Origin of the sequence: Rhizobium sp. CC1099 (assembly GCF_029714385.1) — a bacterium.
GTDB lineage: Bacteria > Pseudomonadota > Alphaproteobacteria > Rhizobiales > Rhizobiaceae > Rhizobium.
In genome coordinates, this window is the sequence record NZ_CP121641.1 from 1,094,772 (window position 1) to 1,110,873 (window position 16,102).

The following is a 16,102-nucleotide window of genomic DNA, read 5'->3' on the forward strand; positions in this document are numbered from 1 at the left end:
ATGGGGGATTTCATGACCATTTCATCGCGCAAGGCAACACTGGCTGCCGTGCTTCTCACGTCCGTTGCTTTCCCGGCCGCTGCGGAGCCTGTTTTCAATCGTATTGCGTCCTTCCCGGTTGCCGCAAACCTGCCCGCCGGCAAGGACAAGCTTTCCACGACCTCCGCCGAAATCATCACCGCCACCGATGACGGCAGGACGCTGATTTACAGCGACAGCCCGCTCGGCGCGATCGGCTTCGTCGACATCATCGATGCCAAGGCCCCGAAGGCCGTCGGCGCGCTGATGATGGACGGCGAGCCGACATCCGTTACGTCGGCAGCCGGCAAGGCGCTCGTTGCCGTCAACACCGGCGAGAGTAAGCAGAAGCCTTCCGGCCATCTGGCAATCGTCGACGTTGCCACCAAAAAGATCGAGAACACCTGCGATCTCGGCGGTCAGCCGGATTCGATTGCGCTCAACAAGGACAAGACGCTCGGCACCATCGCCATCGAAAACGAGCGCGACGAAGACGTCAACGACGGCAAGATCCCGCAGATGCCGGCAGGCGATCTCGCTATCTTCCAGGTCAAGGACGGAACGGTCGATTGCAGCACGATCAAGCACGTTGCGCTGACCGGCCTCTCGGCCGTCGCGCCGGAGGACCCGGAGCCGGAATTCGTCGCCTTCAACGGCCAGGATGAGATCGCACTGACACTGCAGGAAAACAACGAGATCGTCATCATCGACGCCAAAACCGCACAGGTGAAGACGCATTTCCCCGCAGGCAGCACCGACCTTTCCGGTATCGACGCGAAGAAGGACGGGGCGCTGAAGTTTGCTAGCGAACTGAAGGGTGTTCTGCGCGAACCGGACGCTGTGAAATGGCTGGACGACAACCGTCTCGTCGTCGCCAACGAAGGCGATTATGAAGGCGGCTCGCGCGGGTTCACGATTTTCGATAAGACCGGCAAGGTTCTCTACGAATCCGGCAGCTCCTTCGAGCGCGCCGTGGCTGATCTCGGCCATTATCCGGACGGTCGCTCTTCCTCGAAGGGCGTCGAACCGGAGGGCCTGGAAGCAGCCACCTTCGGAGGCCAGCAATATTTCTTCGTGCTTGCCGAGCGCGCTTCTGTTGTCGGCGTCTACAAGGACACGGGCGCCGACCCGGAGCTCTCGCAGATATTGCCATCGGGCGTTTCGCCGGAAGGCGCTGTCGCCATCCCCTCGCGCAACCTCTTTGCGACCGCCAACGAAGTCGATCTCGGAAAGGACGGCGGCCCGCGCTCGCATGTGATGATCTACGAGCTTGCCGAACGAGAGAAGGCCTATCCGCAGATCGTCGCGGCCGAGAAGGATGGCAACCCGGTCGGCTTTGCCGCCCTTTCGGGCCTTGCTGCCGTTCCGGAAAAGCCCGGCAAGCTCTTTGCGGTCAGCGACAGCGTGCTCGGCATGCAGCCGACGATCTACACGATCGACGCGACGCAGAAGCCCGCCGTCATCACCGAGACGCTGACCGTCAAGCGTGATGGTGCTGCCGCCCAGAAGCTCGACATCGAGGGCATCGCCGTCGATGAGAAGGGCTGGTTCTGGCTCGCTTCCGAAGGCAACAGCGAAAAGCTGCTGCCGCACGCGCTCTACCACGTCAATCCGAAGGGCGAGATCAAGGCCGAGGTCGCCCTGCCGAAGGAACTGACCGCCAACGAAATCCGCTACGGCTTCGAAGGCGTGACGATCATCGGCTCCGGCGATGATGCAACGCTGTGGATGGCAATTCAGCGCGAATGGAAGGACGACGAGAAGGGCTTCGTCAAGCTCGTCTCCTACAATCTGAAGAGCAAGGAATGGGGCGCCGTGCGCTACCCGCTCGACAAGTCCGAAAACGGCTGGGTCGGTCTTTCGGAAATCTCTGCCCATGGCGACAACGTCTATATCATCGAGCGCGACAACCTCGTGGGCGATGCAGCGAAGTTGAAGAAGCTCTATAAGGTGGCGATCGCCGATCTCAAGCCCGCCAAGCTCGGCGGCGAGCTGCCGGCCGTCGAGAAGACCGAAGCCTACGACTTCGTCAACGAGCTGAAGACGGCCACCAACGGCTACGTGCTCGACAAGATCGAAGGCTTCACCTTCGACGCTGGCGGCAAGGCCTATGCCGTCACCGACAACGACGGGGTCAGCGACTCCTCAGGTGAAACCCTGTTCTTCCCGGTCAACCTGGTCGGCACGAACTGAGGTCCCAGAACTGAAAGGAAATGGCGGGTCAAACCCGGCCATTTTTGGTTCTGAAAGTTACGCTTACCAGCGCTGATGCACATGCGGTGCAATCAGCCGCTCGTAGATCTCGCGGGTCGCGTCCATCACGTCGTGGGAGAGCGGCGCGAGATCGGCGGCCGCTGCGTTGGCCCTTGCCTGTTCGGCGTTGCGCGCGCCGGGGATGACCACGGTCACGGCATCGTTCATCAGGATCCAGCGAAGCGCAAAGGCTGCCATAGAGGCGCCCTGCGGCACCAGCTTGCGCACCTCCTCGACCGCTTGCAGGCCGACCTCGAAGGGAACGCCCGCGAAGGTCTCGCCGACATCGAAGGCCTCGCCGTGGCGGTTGAAATTGCGGTGGTCGTCGCTTGCGAACTTGGTGTCGCGGGTGATCTTGCCGGAGAGCAGGCCACTTGCGAGCGGCACGCGGGCAATCACGGCGACGTTCCTGCGGCGGGCTTCCTGGAAGAAGAGGCGATCGGGGCGCTGACGGAAGATGTTGTAGATGATCTGGATGCTTTCAACGCCCGGAAACTCGATCGCTTTCAAGCCTTCCTCCACCGTCGAAACGCTGACACCATAGCCCTTGATCTTGCCGGCCTTCTGCAGCTCGTTGAGACCGTCGAAGACTTCCGAACGGTAAAGCACCTCGGTCGGCGGGCAGTGGAGTTGGACGAGGTCGAGACTGTCGACCTGCAGGTTCTTCAGGCTGCGGTCGATGAAGCCTTCGAGATTGGCCTTGGTATAGCCGCCGGCGACATGCGGGTTCAGCCTTCGGCCGGCCTTGGTGGCGATCATCGGGCGCGTGCCGCCACGGCTCTTCAGCACGTCGGCGACGATCTTTTCCGATCGGCCGTCGCCATAAACGTCCGCTGTGTCGATGAAGGTGATGCCGGCGTCGAGCGCCGCATTGAGGGCCGCCCGGCCGTCAGCCTCGCTAACCTCGCCCCAGGAACCGCCTATCTGCCATGCGCCGAACCCGACATTGGTGACTGAAAACGGCATGCGGCCGAAAGAATGCTGTTTCATGGGAATCCTCCATTCGTGATGAAAAGCTCGCACGGCGACTATCAGCCAGGCCCCGGGCGGACAAGCGCCTGCGGGGGAAATAGGGCGCAGACGTTGCTTATTCGAGACGGTGCCGATTGGTCTGGCATATCTTCCCGCTCCACTTCAAATGGGCCGACCGATGACCTACTTTCTGTGAGGGACGCGCCGGATCAAACAACGAAGAGGCAATAGTATGGAAATCAAGACAGCCGGTTCCCGGCCATCGGCGAAGGCTTCGGCGGACTATTTCGCTGGCACCGTGCGGCTTGATCCGTTGATCGAAGCGCCGGATCCGGCCCGCGTGAGGGTCGTGCACGTGACATTCGAGCCGGGAGCGCGCACCGCGTGGCACACGCATCCTCTGGGCCAGACGCTGATCGTCACGTCCGGCAAGGGGCTTGTGCAGAGCTGGGGCGGCGAAATCCGCGAAATCCGGCCGGGCGACACCGTCTGGTTCGCGGCCGGCGAAAAGCACTGGCATGGCGCAGCCCCGGAAACGGCGATGACGCATATCGCCATCCAGGAATCACTGAATGGCAGTGTCGCCGACTGGATGGAGCAGGTCAGCGACGAGCAATATGCCGGAAAGGCCTGAAGCGGCGTCAGACGCGCGAAAATGCGTCGGAAGTCCTGTCAACGCTCAGCTCTTGTGCGGCGGCTGGACTTCGCCTCGAAAACAATTTCCGGACTGTCATGGTTTTGTCTCCAAACCTGCTTGACACTCAAATGCGAACCCCTTAGTTAGCCGCTCATCGAAGCGGCCTGTCCGTTTTGACAAGGATGCGAAAGCTCCGGATGACTTGAAATGAAGTGCGGGTGTAGCTCAGTCGGTTAGAGTGCCGGCCTGTCACGCCGGAGGTCGCGGGTTCGAGCCCCGTCACTCGCGCCATTTTAAGATGTGCCGCAAGGCGCTTTCCGGCCTTTCCTTCAAGATGCGCGGGTGTAGCTCAGTCGGTTAGAGTGCCGGCCTGTCACGCCGGAGGTCGCGGGTTCGAGCCCCGTCACTCGCGCCATTCTTTTCTCCGAGCCATGCAGTTTTTGGTTGGCTGCCATGCAACCTCTCGCAACTTGTGCGTATTTGTCGCGACATCGTTGCATCTGCTTGATAATGTCGCATCCTCACAGGTGGAATTGGCTTTCTAAAAGTCTTGCGCCATGGCTCCGGCTGCGCTAACCACGGCTTGTTGCAACGCACGTTCGCTTGCCGGGCATTTGCCCGTTGCGCTGCCTGGCGCATTCGGCAAGCAGGGATGAACATGATGACTGAACTGCTCAGTTCCTATATTCCGATTGCTATCTTCATCGGCATTGCCCTCGTCATCGGCCTGGCGCTTCTGATTGCGCCGTTTGCCGTGGCCTTCAAGGCGCCCGATTCGGAAAAGCTTTCCGCATACGAATGCGGCTTCAACGCCTTCGACGATGCTCGCATGAAATTCGACATCCGCTTCTATCTCGTGTCGATCCTCTTCATCATCTTCGACCTCGAAGTCGCCTTCCTCTTCCCATGGGCGGTTTCCTTTGGCGCCATCGGCTGGTTCGGCTTCTGGTCCATGATGGTCTTCCTGCTCGTGCTCACCGTCGGCTTTATCTATGAATGGAAGAAGGGAGCCCTGGAATGGCAGTGACCCCCTCAAGCAATCGCACGCTCGTGGCGCCGCAACCGAAGGGGATCATCGATCCCGCAACCGGCAAGCCGATCGGCAGCAACGACGGGTTCTTCGGCGACATCAACAACGAACTGGCCGACAAGGGTTTTCTCGTCACCTCGACCGACGAACTGATCAACTGGGCGCGTACCGGCTCGCTAATGTGGATGACCTTCGGTCTCGCCTGCTGCGCCGTCGAGATGATGCAGCTGTCGATGCCGCGTTACGACGTAGAGCGTTTCGGCTTTGCGCCGCGCGCTTCGCCGCGCCAGTCGGACGTGATGATTGTTGCTGGCACTCTCACCAACAAGATGGCGCCCGCGCTCCGTAAGGTCTATGACCAGATGCCTGAGCCGCGTTACGTGATCTCGATGGGCTCCTGCGCCAATGGCGGCGGCTACTATCACTATTCTTATTCGGTGGTGCGCGGCTGCGACCGCGTCGTGCCGATCGACATCTACGTGCCGGGCTGTCCCCCCACGGCGGAGGCGCTGCTTTACGGCGTGCTTCTGCTGCAGAAGAAGATCCGGCGCACCGGCACGATCGAGCGGTAAGGGTTAAGGACAAGACATATGAGCGAAGCCCTCACTGAGCTTTCGTCCCATCTCTCGGAAGCGCGTGGCAGCCTGATTGCCGCGACGCAACTGAAGTTCGGCGAGCTGACACTGACGACGACGGGCGAAAACCTGATCGCGCTTCTGGCGTTCCTGCGCGATGACGCCAAGTGCGGTTTCGTCAACCTGACGGACATCTGCGGCGTCGATTGGCCGGAGCGCGAAAAGCGTTTCGACGTTGTGTATCATCTTTTGTCGCCGAAGCAGAACCTGCGCATCCGCGTGAAGGTCGCGACCGACGAGGATACGCCGGTTCCGTCGGCCTGCGCGGTCTATCCCGGCGCCGACTGGTTCGAGCGCGAGACCTGGGACATGTACGGCGTTCTCTTCACCGGCCACCCGGATCTCCGCCGCATCCTGACCGATTACGGTTTCGAAGGACATCCACTTCGCAAGGACTTTCCGACGACCGGCTTCGTCGAAGTCCGTTACGACGATGCGGCAAAGCGGGTCGTTTACGAACCGGTGGAACTGAAGCAGGAATTCCGCAACTTCGACTTCATGTCGCCTTGGGAGGGTACCGAGTACGTGCTGCCGGGCGATGAGAAGGCGAAGCAGTAGAAGCGAATAGTGAACAGCGACGAGTTGGGAAGGGGTTGCAGACGATAAACTCCGACAAGGATCTCAAGGTCTGGCAGTTGGCGATCGATCTCGCGGTGGACTGCTATCGGATGACCACGGATCTTCCCAAGTTGGAGATTTGACGGTCTGACGACCAAGATACGCAGGGCAGCAAATTCGATTGCTGCCAATATTGCTGAAGGGCACGGACGTGAAGTCACTGGAAGCTTTATTCGATATCTGCGCATGTCCCAGGTTCGTTGAAGGAATTGGAAACAGATATTCATTTCTCACCGCGTCGGTTGATCGGCGAGATTGCGTTCAGGCAGATGACCGAAAAGTGCGACGAGATCAGACGGATGATCAGGGCGCTGATACGGAGTCTCCAGGAGAAACAATGAAACGGAACGAAACTATTCGCTATTCGCCATTCGCCACTCGCCTAACCAGCGGCGCGTTTGGCTTGGAGTTTGCAGCATGACCGAACATAACGTCCGCAACTTCAACATCAATTTCGGGCCACAGCATCCGGCGGCGCACGGCGTTCTCCGTCTTGTCCTGGAGCTTGACGGCGAAATTGTGGAGCGCGTCGATCCGCATATCGGCCTGCTGCATCGCGGCACCGAGAAGCTGATCGAAACCAAGACCTATCTGCAGGCCGTTCCTTATTTCGACCGCCTCGATTATGTGGCGCCGATGAACCAGGAACATGCCTACGCGCTGGCCGTCGAGAAGCTGCTTGGCATCGAAATCCCGATTCGCGGTCAGCTGATCCGCGTTCTTTATTCGGAAATCGGCCGTATCCTGTCGCATCTCCTCAACGTCACGACCCAGGCCATGGACGTCGGCGCGCTGACGCCGCCCCTCTGGGGCTTCGAAGAGCGCGAAAAGCTGATGGTGTTTTATGAGCGCGCTTCCGGCTCGCGCATGCATGCGGCTTATTTCCGTCCAGGCGGCGTCCATCAGGATCTGCCGGAAAAGCTCGTTCAGGATATCGGCGACTGGTGCGATCCGTTCCTGAAGGCGTTGGACGACATCGACGATCTTCTGACCGGCAACCGCATCTTCAAGCAACGTAACGTCGATATCGGCGTGGTATCGCTTGAAGACTGCTGGGCTTGGGGCTTCTCGGGCGTCATGGTCCGCGGTTCGGGCGCTGCCTGGGACCTGCGCCGTGCGCAGCCTTACGAGTGCTATTCCGATCTCGAGTTCGATATCCCGATCGGCAAGAACGGCGACTGCTATGACCGTTACCTGATCCGCATGATTGAAATGCGTGAATCGGTCCGCATCATGAAGCAGTGCGTGAACCGCCTGCTTGGCGATGCCAGCACCGGACCGTTCTCGTCGGTCGACGGCAAGGTGGTGCCGCCGAAGCGCGGCGAGATGAAGCGCTCGATGGAAGCTCTGATCCACCACTTCAAGCTCTATACCGAAGGCTACCACGTTCCGGCCGGCGAAGTTTACGCCGCCGTCGAGGCGCCGAAGGGCGAGTTCGGCGTCTATCTCGTCTCCGACGGCTCCAACAAGCCGTATCGCTGCAAGATCAAGGCTCCGGGCTATGCCCATCTTCAGGCGATGGATTTCATGTGCCGCGGCCACCAGCTGGCTGACGTCGCTGCCATTCTCGGCTCGCTCGACATCGTGTTCGGCGAGGTGGACCGCTGATGCAGCTTGCCGCGCTTTCAGCAGCCGTTTTCCTCATGGCATCCGGAGCGTTCGCTCAGGATAATCAGGGATTCGGCCAGAAGCTGGGCGCGCAGGATGTAGCGCCTCCGGGCGGCCAGGCCTCCATGGGCGAGCTATTGTCCCGGGGCTATGAAATCAAGGCTGCCGTTCCGAACGGCAACAAGTTCGTTGTGTTTATGCAGAAAGACAAGTCGGCCTATGCTTGCGAGATGCAGTCTCTGACAGCCTCGCGGTGTGGGACCCTAAACTGACAAGGCGTGAGGAAGAATGTCCGTTCGTCGACTAGCCGAAGATCAATTCCAGCCTGCCGCATTCGCGTTCAATGACGAAAACGCGGTTTGGGCGGACAAAACGATCAAGAAATATCCCGCAGGCCGTCAGCAGTCGGCGGTCATCCCGCTGTTGATGCGGGCGCAGGAGCAGGACGGCTGGGTCACCCGCGCGGCGATCGAGAAAGTCGCCGACATGCTGGACATGGCCTATATCCGTGTCCTCGAAGTCGCGACCTTCTACACCCAGTTCCAGCTGGGTCCGGTCGGAACGCGCGCGCACGTCCAGGTCTGCGGCACGACGCCCTGCATGCTGCGCGGCTCTGAAGGCCTGATGAAGGTCTGCAAGAGCAAGATCCACGATCACCCGTTCGAGCGCAATGCCGAAGGCACGCTCTCCTGGGAAGAGGTCGAATGTCTCGGGGCCTGCGTTAACGCACCGATGGTGATGATCGGCAAGGACACTTACGAAGACCTGACGCCGGAGCGCCTCGAAGAGATCATCGACACGTTCAATGTCGGCAATGGGGCGAGCATCAAGCCCGGCCCGCAGATCGACCGTCATTTTTCCTCGCCCGAAGGCGGTCCGACGACGCTTCTGGCGCCGGATCCGAAGCCGAAGCCTTCCGCAAAAAAGGCCGTCAGCGATGCCGTCAGCCTTCCGCCCTCCGAGGCCGGCCGGCCGAAGAGCTCGGACGCCGAAACCAATCCGGCGTTGAAGACGCCCCATACGGCGCCGAAGGCCGCGGCCAAGAATGTCAAGGCCGTCGAGGCTGCACCGCTGCCTGCACCGGCCGAAAAGCCCGCAAGGGCAGCCGCGGCTCCGGCCGTGAGCAAGCCGGCGCTGACCGACAAGAACCGGCCGGTCGGCATCGAAAAGCCGACAGCTCCGGACGATCTCAAGCTGATCTCGGGCGTCGGTCCGAAGATCGAGGCCATTTTGAACGAACTCGGCATCTTCACCTATGCGCAGGTCGCAGGCTGGAAGAAGGCCGAACGCGAATGGGTCGATGGATACTTGAATTTCAAGGGCCGCATCGAGCGCGACGACTGGGCCAAGCAGGCCAAGGCGCTCGCCAAGGGCGGCGAAGCGGAATATATCAAGGTCTTTGGCAAGAAGCCGCGGTAAGAGGTGTGAAGCATGTTACAAGATAAGGACCGCATCTTTACCAACATCTACGGCCTCAAGGACAAGTCCCTGAAAGGCGCGATGAGCCGCGGCCACTGGGACGGCACCAAGCAGATCCTCGAAAAGGGCCGCGATTGGATCGTCAACGAGATGAAGGCGTCCGGCCTTCGCGGCCGTGGCGGCGCAGGTTTCCCGACCGGTCTCAAATGGTCCTTCATGCCGAAGGAAAGCGATGGCCGGCCGCACTATCTCGTCGTCAATGCCGACGAGTCGGAGCCCGGCACCTGCAAGGACCGCGACATCATGCGCCACGATCCGCATACGCTGATCGAAGGCTGCGTGATTGCGAGCTTCGCCATGGGCGCGAACGCCGCCTACATCTATGTCCGCGGCGAATACATCCGTGAGCGTGAGGCACTACAGGCGGCGATCGACGAATGCTATGATGCCGGCCTGCTCGGCAAGAACAACAAGCTCGGCTGGGACATGGAAATTTATGTCCATCACGGCGCCGGCGCTTACATCTGCGGCGAAGAAACCGCCCTGCTCGAAAGCCTTGAGGGCAAGAAGGGGCAGCCGCGCCTGAAGCCGCCGTTCCCGGCCAATATGGGTCTCTATGGCTGCCCGACGACGGTCAACAACGTCGAATCGATCGCCGTTGCCCCGACGATCCTTCGCCGCGGCGCCGGCTGGTTCTCCTCGATCGGCCGTCCGAACAATGTCGGCACCAAGCTTTTCATGCTCTCCGGGCACGTCAACAAGCCGTGCACCGTCGAAGAGGAAATGGGCATCACCTTCCGTGAGCTCGTCGATCGTCACGCCGGCGGCATCCGCGGCGGCTGGGACAACCTGCTCGCCGTCATTCCCGGCGGCGCCTCCTGCCCGATCGTGCCCGCCAAGGACATCATCGATTGCCCGATGGATTTCGACGGCCTGCGCGCTGTCGGTTCGTCCTTCGGCACGGCCGCCGCGATCGTCATGGACAAGTCCACGGACGTCATCAAGGCGATCGCCCGCATCTCGGCTTTCTTCAAGCATGAGAGCTGCGGCCAGTGCACGCCGTGCCGCGAAGGCACCGGCTGGATGTGGCGCGTGATGGAGCGCATGGCCAAGGGCAACGCCCACAAGCGCGAGATCGACATGCTCTTCCAGGTCACCAAGCAGATCGAGGGCCACACCATCTGTGCGCTCGGCGATGCCGCCGCATGGCCGGTGCAGGGTCTGATCCGTAACTTCCGTCCGGAGATCGAAGCGCGCATCGATCAGTACACAGCAAGCGCAATGGATCACGGTGCGGTTCTCGAGGCAGCGGAGTAAGAAAGATGACGAAGGCATCCGGTAGCACAGGGAAGGATGGAGCGGCCGATTTCCCGGCAGACTTCGGCCGTCTTGCAGCCGAGATGCTGGAGCGGGCTCTGCCGATGCATCCGCTGATGGCGCCGCCCGTAGCGGCGATGGCTGCGGCAACGGCGATCGGCTTCGGTTTCTCGACGCAGATAGCTGGCGCTTTCTTCGGCGCTCTGCAGGGCGCGTTCGAGGAGACCAACAGGCTGGCGGAAGCGCTTGACGACACGCCGCCGGAAGAACCAAAGCCGGAAGTGCGCATCAAGCCGGAGAATATCCGGCCGGCGGCGGTGGAGAAGGCCAAGCTTTCGCTTGTCGGCGCAACTGGATCAAAGCCTACGGCACCGAAGAAGCCGGCGGCACGCGCGAAGAAGGCAGACGACCTGAAGCTGATTGCCGGCATCGGTCCGAAGCTCGAGCAGGTGCTGAACGCAAAGGGCATTCGGACCTTCGCCGAGATTGCCGCCTGGACGGATGCGGAAATCGCAAAGCTCGACGCCGAACTTGGTTTCAACGGCCGCATCGCACGCGACGACTGGACCGGTCAGGCGAAGGCGCTTTGTGCGAAGGGCCGGAAGCGGACGTGATCTTTTCGGCTGACCCAAGCAGCCGGAGGGGGATGGCGAAGCGGCAAGCGGGCAGGGGCCTGCGAACTGCGCGCCGATCGGGTTTCGGGTTTTCCGAATCCTGGAAGGACAATTGGGCGACACCGGTGCCTGCGGGGGCAAAATCCCGCCTGGCAGCGGTCATGTTGCAGAATAGGTTTGTTTGCCGCCATCCGGCGAACGGGAAACAGGACTGAGTGACGATGGCAAAACTGAAGATAGACGGCAACGAGATCGAAGTCCCGGATCATTACACGCTCATCCAGGCGTGTGAGGAAGCCGGCGCTGAAGTTCCGCGCTTCTGCTTCCATGAGCGGCTGTCGGTCGCCGGCAATTGCCGTATGTGCCTTGTTGAAGTGAAGGGCGGCCCGCCGAAGCCGCAGGCATCCTGCGCTATGGGCGTTCGCGACATTCGCGGCGGACCGAACGGCGAACTGCCGGAAGTCTTCACCAACACGCCGATGGTCAAGAAGGCGCGCGAAGGCGTAATGGAATTCCTGCTGATCAATCACCCGCTCGATTGCCCGATCTGCGACCAGGGCGGCGAATGCGACCTGCAGGACCAGGCGATGGCCTTCGGCATCGATACCTCGCGCTATCAGGAAGACAAGCGCGCCGTCGAGGACAAGTATATCGGCCCGCTCGTCAAGACGGTCATGAACCGCTGCATCCACTGCACGCGCTGCGTCCGCTTCACGACGGAAGTCGCCGGCATCTCGGAACTCGGCCTGATCGGCCGCGGCGAGGACGCCGAAATCACCACCTATCTCGAGCAGGCGATGACCTCCGAGCTGCAGGGCAACGTCGTCGACCTTTGCCCGGTCGGCGCGCTGACCTCGAAGCCCTTCGCCTTCACGGCCCGTCCGTGGGAACTGAACAAGACGGAATCGATCGACGTCATGGACGCGCTCGGCTCCGCAATCCGCGTCGATACCCGCGGCCGCGAAGTCATGCGCATCCTGCCGCGCGTCAACGAGGCGATCAACGAGGAGTGGATTTCCGACAAGAGCCGCTTCATCTGGGACGGCCTGAAGACGCAGCGTCTCGACAAACCCTATGTCCGCAAGGGTGGTCGCCTGCAGCCCGCGACCTGGGCGGAAGCCTTCGGCGCGATCAAGACTGCAGTTTCCAAGACGACCGGCGAAAAGATCGGCGCGATCGCCGGCGACCTCGCTTCGGTCGAGGAAATGTACGCGCTCTCCGAACTGGTGAAGTCGCTCGGTTCCGAGAACCTCGACTGTCGCCAGGATGGGACGGCACTTGATCCGTCGCTCGGCCGCGCAAGCTACCTCTTCAACCCGACGATCGAAGGCATCGAACAGGCTGATGCGCTGCTCATCATCGGCGCGAACCCGCGCTTCGAGGCTCCCGTGCTCAATGCCCGCATCCGCAAGCGCTGGCGCCGCGGCGGCTTCCCGATCGGCGTGATCGGCGAAGGCGGTGACCTGCGTTATGATTACGAATATCTCGGTGCCGGTCCGGATACGCTGAAGGATCTGGTGGATGGCAACCATGCCTTCGCCAAGGTTCTGACGGAGGCCAAGACGCCGCTGATCATCATCGGCCAGGGCGCGCTTTCCCGCACGGATGGCGCGGGTGTTCTGGCAAGCGCCGCAAAGCTCGCCGTCAACGTCGGCGCGGTAGTCGAAGGCTGGAACGGTTTTGCCGTCCTGCACACGGCCGCATCGCGTGTCGGCGGCCTTGACCTCGGCTTCGTGCCCGGCGCCAAGGGCGTCAACGGGGCTGCCATGCTGGCCTCCATGGACGTGCTTTTCCTGCTCGGCGCCGACGAGCTGGACTTCACCGCCAAGAAGGCCAAGCTCACGGTCTATATCGGCTCGCACGGCGACAACGGCGCGCACCATGCCGACGTCATTCTGCCGGCTGCCGCCTATACTGAAAAGTCGGGCACTTGGGTCAATACCGAAGGCCGCGTCCAGATGGGCAGCCGCGCCGGTTTCGCACCGGGCGACGCCCGCGAGGACTGGGCGATCCTGCGTGCGCTCTCCGACGTCCTCGGCAAGAAGCTTCCCTTTGATTCGCTTGCCGAACTGCGCTCGAAACTCTATGCCGCGTTCCCGCATTTCGCCGCCGTCGACGAGATCGCCGAAGGCGACAGCGCCAAAATTGCCGCACTGGCCAAAAAAGCCGGGAAGATGAACAAATCCGGGTTTGCGTCACCGGTCAAAGACTTCTATTTGACGAACCCGATCGCACGCGCCTCGGCTGTCATGGCCGAATGCTCGGCATTGGCCCGCAACAACTTCAAAGTCGCGGCAGAGTAAGGGCAGGGACTATGGACTCTTTCTTTTCCACATATGTCTGGCCGGGGATCATCATGGTCGGCCAGTCGCTTCTCCTGCTGGTCTGCCTTCTGGTCTTTATTGCCTACGTGCTCCTTGCCGACCGCAAGATCTGGGCTGCGGTGCAGCTTCGCCGCGGCCCGAACGTCGTCGGCCCCTTCGGCCTGTTCCAGTCCTTCGCCGACCTTCTGAAGTTCGTCTTCAAGGAGCCGATCATTCCGGCGGGCGCAAACAAGGTCGTCTTCCTGCTTGCGCCGCTCGTCGCCGTGCTTCTGGCGCTGTCCACCTGGGCGGTCGTGCCGCTCGCAGATGGCTGGGTGATTGCCGACATCAATGTCGGCATCCTCTATATCTTCGCGATCGCCTCGCTCGAAGTTTACGGCATCATCATGGGCGGCTGGGCTTCGAACTCGAAGTATCCGTTCCTGGGTGCGCTTCGTTCGGCCGCGCAGATGGTGTCCTACGAAGTCTCGATCGGCTTCGTCATCGTCTGTGTCCTGCTTTGCGTCGGTTCGCTGAACCTGACCGACATCGTCAATGCGCAGCAAGACGGCCTTGGAACGATGCTCGGCCTGCCGGCGTCCTTCCTGGATTGGCATTGGCTCGCGCTGTTCCCGGTGTTCATCGTCTTCTTCGTTTCCGCGCTTGCCGAAACCAACCGTCCGCCCTTCGATCTTCCAGAAGCCGAATCGGAGCTGGTCGCCGGCTTCATGGTCGAATACGGCTCTTCGCCGTACATGATGTTTATGCTTGGCGAATATGCGGCCGTCTGCCTGATGTGCGCGCTGACGACGATCCTCTTCCTCGGCGGCTGGCTGCCCCCGGTTGACGTTTGGTTCCTGAACTGGGTACCGGGTATTATCTGGTTCACGCTGAAGGCCTGCCTGGTGTTCTTCATGTTCGCGATGGTCAAGGCCTTCGTGCCGCGCTACCGCTACGACCAGCTGATGCGCCTCGGCTGGAAGGTCTTCCTTCCGCTGTCGCTCGCCATGGTCGTCATCGTTGCATTCGTGCTGAAGCTGATGGGATGGGCATGATGATGTCCGCCCTCGTTTCCAGCAATTTTGGAGGTTGAAGATGGCAAGCTTGTCCAACGCCGTCAGCTCGCTGTTCCTCAAGGAATTCGTTGGCGCATTCTTCTTGTCGATGCGCTATTTCTTTCGCCAGAAGGCGACGATCAACTACCCCTTCGAAAAGGGTCCGGTCAGCCCGCGCTTCCGCGGCGAACATGCGCTGCGCCGCTATCCGAACGGCGAAGAGCGCTGCATCGCCTGCAAGCTCTGCGAAGCGATCTGTCCCGCTCAGGCGATCACCATTGAAGCTGGACCGCGCCGCAATGACGGCACGCGCCGCACGGTGCGCTACGACATCGACATGGTGAAGTGCATCTATTGCGGCTTCTGCCAGGAGGCCTGCCCGGTCGATGCGATCGTCGAAGGCCCGAATTTCGAATTCGCCACGGAAACCCGCGAAGAGCTTTATTTCGACAAGCAGCGGCTTTTGGACAATGGCGACCGGTGGGAACGCGAAATCGCCCGCAACATGGCGATCGACGCACCGTACCGCTGATTGGAATTTGAAATGCCGCGCGGCGGGCGCTCGCCTCCCGCGGTCAACATGCACCGGAGCTTTGCGGGCTTGACGTCACGCCAAGCTCCATTCGGGCAGGGAAACTCCCGGCTGCCCGGGGGAAGATGAAAAAGGCACCAACATGGGTCTGCAGGCTCTATTTTTCTATCTTTTCGCCTTTGTCGCGGTAGCGTCGGCGTTCATGGTCATCTCGGCGAAGAATCCGGTTCATTCGGTTCTGTTCCTCATCGTGACCTTCTTCAATGCCGCAGGCCTCTTCCTGCTGCTCGGCGCCGAGTTCCTGGCAATGATCCTGCTTGTCGTCTATGTCGGCGCAGTCGCGGTTCTCTTCCTCTTCGTGGTCATGATGCTCGACATCGATTTTACGGAGCTGCGCGCGGGTGTTCTCGAATATGCCCCGATCGGCGGCTTGATCGGTCTGGTTCTTGCAGCCGAACTCATCGTCGTTGTCGGCGGCAGCGCGATCTCTCCGGAAGTCGCAAAGACCGTCGCGATGCCGATCCCGGCCATTACCGAGCGCACCAATACCGCCGCCCTCGGCGACGTGCTCTATACGAACTACATCTACTTCTTCCAGATCGCCGGCCTGGTCCTTCTCGTCGCGATGATCGGTGCGATCGTGCTGACGCTGAGGCACCGTACCAACATCAAGCGGCAGAACATTCCAAGACAGGTTGCCCGCACGCCCGCAACTGCCGTTGAGGTGGTCACGGTCAAGCCGGGGCAGGGCCTCTAAAGGCAGGGACAAGGAACAAAGAACATGGTCATCGGTCTTTCCCATTACCTGACGGTTAGTGCCATTCTCTTCACAATCGGCATTTTCGGCATCTTCCTCAACCGGAAGAACGTCATCGTCATCCTGATGTCGATCGAACTCATCCTGCTTGCGGTCAACATCAACATGGTCGCCTTCTCGTCATTCCTGAACGACATCGTCGGCCAGGTCTTCGCATTGTTCATTCTGACGGTTGCTGCGGCTGAGGCAGCGATCGGTCTTGCAATTCTCGTTGTCTTCTACCGCAACCGCGGCTCGATCGCGGTCGAAGACGTTAATATGATGAAGGGCTGAG

General features: G+C 60.9%; 17 protein-coding genes and 2 tRNA genes. 18 read left to right on the forward strand and 1 reads right to left on the reverse strand.

The window, feature by feature from the left end; translation table 11 throughout:
* On the forward strand, positions 1–2,211 hold the full coding sequence (locus tag QA644_RS05485) for an esterase-like activity of phytase family protein (RefSeq protein WP_283071397.1): 2,211 nt from the start codon (positions 1–3) through the stop codon (positions 2,209–2,211).
* Positions 2,212–2,274: 63 nt separating this feature from the next.
* Here the strand turns inward: QA644_RS05485 and QA644_RS05490 are convergent, their stop codons facing one another.
* Entirely contained in the window at positions 2,275–3,261 is a 987-nt protein-coding gene (locus QA644_RS05490) for an aldo/keto reductase (RefSeq protein WP_283071399.1), read from the reverse strand.
* Between the two features lie 214 nt (positions 3,262–3,475).
* On the opposite strand from QA644_RS05490, the gene QA644_RS05495 reads away from it, so the two are divergent.
* The 17 genes from QA644_RS05495 (at position 3,476) to nuoK (ending at position 16,101) form a co-directional block, all read left to right on the forward strand.
* Positions 3,476–3,877, forward strand: coding sequence for a cupin domain-containing protein (locus QA644_RS05495; protein WP_039844554.1), 402 nt, complete (start codon positions 3,476–3,478; stop codon positions 3,875–3,877).
* A 217-nt stretch (positions 3,878–4,094) separates the two neighbouring features.
* Positions 4,095–4,171: transfer RNA gene (locus tag QA644_RS05500), tRNA-Asp, on the forward strand.
* Positions 4,172–4,218: 47 nt separating this feature from the next.
* A tRNA-Asp gene (locus QA644_RS05505) sits at positions 4,219–4,295 on the forward strand.
* A gap of 246 nt (positions 4,296–4,541) precedes the next feature.
* Positions 4,542–4,907, forward strand: a complete 366-nt coding sequence (locus QA644_RS05510) for an NADH-quinone oxidoreductase subunit A (RefSeq protein ID WP_028739579.1) — start codon at positions 4,542–4,544, stop codon at positions 4,905–4,907.
* Positions 4,898–5,482: an NADH-quinone oxidoreductase subunit B gene (locus QA644_RS05515; RefSeq protein WP_074067398.1), complete on the forward strand. Its 585-nt coding sequence runs from the start codon at positions 4,898–4,900 to the stop codon at positions 5,480–5,482. The genes QA644_RS05510 and QA644_RS05515 overlap by 10 nt, the downstream gene beginning before the upstream one ends.
* Before the next feature lie 18 nt (positions 5,483–5,500).
* On the forward strand, positions 5,501–6,103 hold the full coding sequence (locus tag QA644_RS05520; protein WP_239599308.1) for an NADH-quinone oxidoreductase subunit C: 603 nt from the start codon (positions 5,501–5,503) through the stop codon (positions 6,101–6,103).
* A gap of 180 nt (positions 6,104–6,283) precedes the next feature.
* A complete protein-coding gene (locus tag QA644_RS35105) occupies positions 6,284–6,367 on the forward strand; it encodes a hypothetical protein (RefSeq protein WP_082046593.1) in 84 nt (27 codons plus the stop codon).
* Positions 6,368–6,580: 213 nt separating this feature from the next.
* Entirely contained in the window at positions 6,581–7,771 is a 1,191-nt protein-coding gene (locus QA644_RS05530; RefSeq protein WP_022714819.1) for an NADH-quinone oxidoreductase subunit D, read from the forward strand.
* On the forward strand, positions 7,771–8,043 hold the full coding sequence (locus tag QA644_RS05535) for a hypothetical protein (protein WP_283071405.1): 273 nt from the start codon (positions 7,771–7,773) through the stop codon (positions 8,041–8,043). The genes QA644_RS05530 and QA644_RS05535 overlap by 1 nt, the downstream gene beginning before the upstream one ends.
* Before the next feature lie 16 nt (positions 8,044–8,059).
* Complete coding sequence (nuoE, locus tag QA644_RS05540) at positions 8,060–9,190, forward strand: NADH-quinone oxidoreductase subunit NuoE (protein ID WP_283071407.1); 1,131 nt, start codon at positions 8,060–8,062, stop codon at positions 9,188–9,190.
* Between the two features lie 12 nt (positions 9,191–9,202).
* A complete protein-coding gene (nuoF, locus tag QA644_RS05545; RefSeq protein ID WP_239599305.1) occupies positions 9,203–10,507 on the forward strand; it encodes an NADH-quinone oxidoreductase subunit NuoF in 1,305 nt (434 codons plus the stop codon).
* A gap of 5 nt (positions 10,508–10,512) precedes the next feature.
* Positions 10,513–11,121, forward strand: coding sequence for a 5' DNA nuclease (locus tag QA644_RS05550; RefSeq protein WP_283071410.1), 609 nt, complete (start codon positions 10,513–10,515; stop codon positions 11,119–11,121).
* Between the two features lie 221 nt (positions 11,122–11,342).
* Complete coding sequence (nuoG, locus tag QA644_RS05555) at positions 11,343–13,424, forward strand: NADH-quinone oxidoreductase subunit NuoG (RefSeq protein ID WP_283071411.1); 2,082 nt, start codon at positions 11,343–11,345, stop codon at positions 13,422–13,424.
* 11 nt (positions 13,425–13,435) lie between these two features.
* Entirely contained in the window at positions 13,436–14,479 is a 1,044-nt protein-coding gene (gene nuoH, locus QA644_RS05560; RefSeq protein ID WP_283071412.1) for an NADH-quinone oxidoreductase subunit NuoH, read from the forward strand.
* Positions 14,480–14,519: 40 nt separating this feature from the next.
* Positions 14,520–15,011, forward strand: coding sequence for an NADH-quinone oxidoreductase subunit NuoI (gene nuoI, locus QA644_RS05565; protein WP_028739580.1), 492 nt, complete (start codon positions 14,520–14,522; stop codon positions 15,009–15,011).
* A 142-nt stretch (positions 15,012–15,153) separates the two neighbouring features.
* The gene (locus QA644_RS05570) at positions 15,154–15,768 is read left to right on the forward strand and encodes an NADH-quinone oxidoreductase subunit J (protein ID WP_283071414.1); all 615 of its coding nucleotides are present in this window, start codon (positions 15,154–15,156) and stop codon (positions 15,766–15,768) included.
* Positions 15,769–15,792: 24 nt separating this feature from the next.
* Positions 15,793–16,101, forward strand: coding sequence for an NADH-quinone oxidoreductase subunit NuoK (nuoK, locus tag QA644_RS05575; RefSeq protein ID WP_022714828.1), 309 nt, complete (start codon positions 15,793–15,795; stop codon positions 16,099–16,101).
* Position 16,102: the final 1 nt, after the last annotated feature.

Excerpts from the sequence above, each read along its gene's own strand:
- QA644_RS05485 (WP_283071397.1), top strand. The coding sequence starts at position 1 with ATGGGGGATTTCATGACCATTTCATCGCGCAAGGCAACACTGGCTGCC.
- QA644_RS05490 (WP_283071399.1), bottom strand. The coding sequence starts at position 3,261 with ATGAAACAGCATTCTTTCGGCCGCATGCCGTTTTCAGTCACCAATGTC.
- QA644_RS05495 (WP_039844554.1), top strand. The coding sequence starts at position 3,476 with ATGGAAATCAAGACAGCCGGTTCCCGGCCATCGGCGAAGGCTTCGGCG.
- QA644_RS05510 (WP_028739579.1), top strand. The coding sequence starts at position 4,542 with ATGACTGAACTGCTCAGTTCCTATATTCCGATTGCTATCTTCATCGGC.
- QA644_RS05515 (WP_074067398.1), top strand. The coding sequence starts at position 4,898 with ATGGCAGTGACCCCCTCAAGCAATCGCACGCTCGTGGCGCCGCAACCG.
- QA644_RS05520 (WP_239599308.1), top strand. The coding sequence starts at position 5,501 with ATGAGCGAAGCCCTCACTGAGCTTTCGTCCCATCTCTCGGAAGCGCGT.
- QA644_RS05530 (WP_022714819.1), top strand. The coding sequence starts at position 6,581 with ATGACCGAACATAACGTCCGCAACTTCAACATCAATTTCGGGCCACAG.
- QA644_RS05535 (WP_283071405.1), top strand. The coding sequence starts at position 7,771 with ATGCAGCTTGCCGCGCTTTCAGCAGCCGTTTTCCTCATGGCATCCGGA.
- nuoE (WP_283071407.1), top strand. The coding sequence starts at position 8,060 with ATGTCCGTTCGTCGACTAGCCGAAGATCAATTCCAGCCTGCCGCATTC.
- nuoF (WP_239599305.1), top strand. The coding sequence starts at position 9,203 with ATGTTACAAGATAAGGACCGCATCTTTACCAACATCTACGGCCTCAAG.
- QA644_RS05550 (WP_283071410.1), top strand. The coding sequence starts at position 10,513 with ATGACGAAGGCATCCGGTAGCACAGGGAAGGATGGAGCGGCCGATTTC.
- nuoG (WP_283071411.1), top strand. The coding sequence starts at position 11,343 with ATGGCAAAACTGAAGATAGACGGCAACGAGATCGAAGTCCCGGATCAT.
- nuoH (WP_283071412.1), top strand. The coding sequence starts at position 13,436 with ATGGACTCTTTCTTTTCCACATATGTCTGGCCGGGGATCATCATGGTC.
- nuoI (WP_028739580.1), top strand. The coding sequence starts at position 14,520 with ATGGCAAGCTTGTCCAACGCCGTCAGCTCGCTGTTCCTCAAGGAATTC.
- QA644_RS05570 (WP_283071414.1), top strand. The coding sequence starts at position 15,154 with ATGGGTCTGCAGGCTCTATTTTTCTATCTTTTCGCCTTTGTCGCGGTA.
- nuoK (WP_022714828.1), top strand. The coding sequence starts at position 15,793 with ATGGTCATCGGTCTTTCCCATTACCTGACGGTTAGTGCCATTCTCTTC.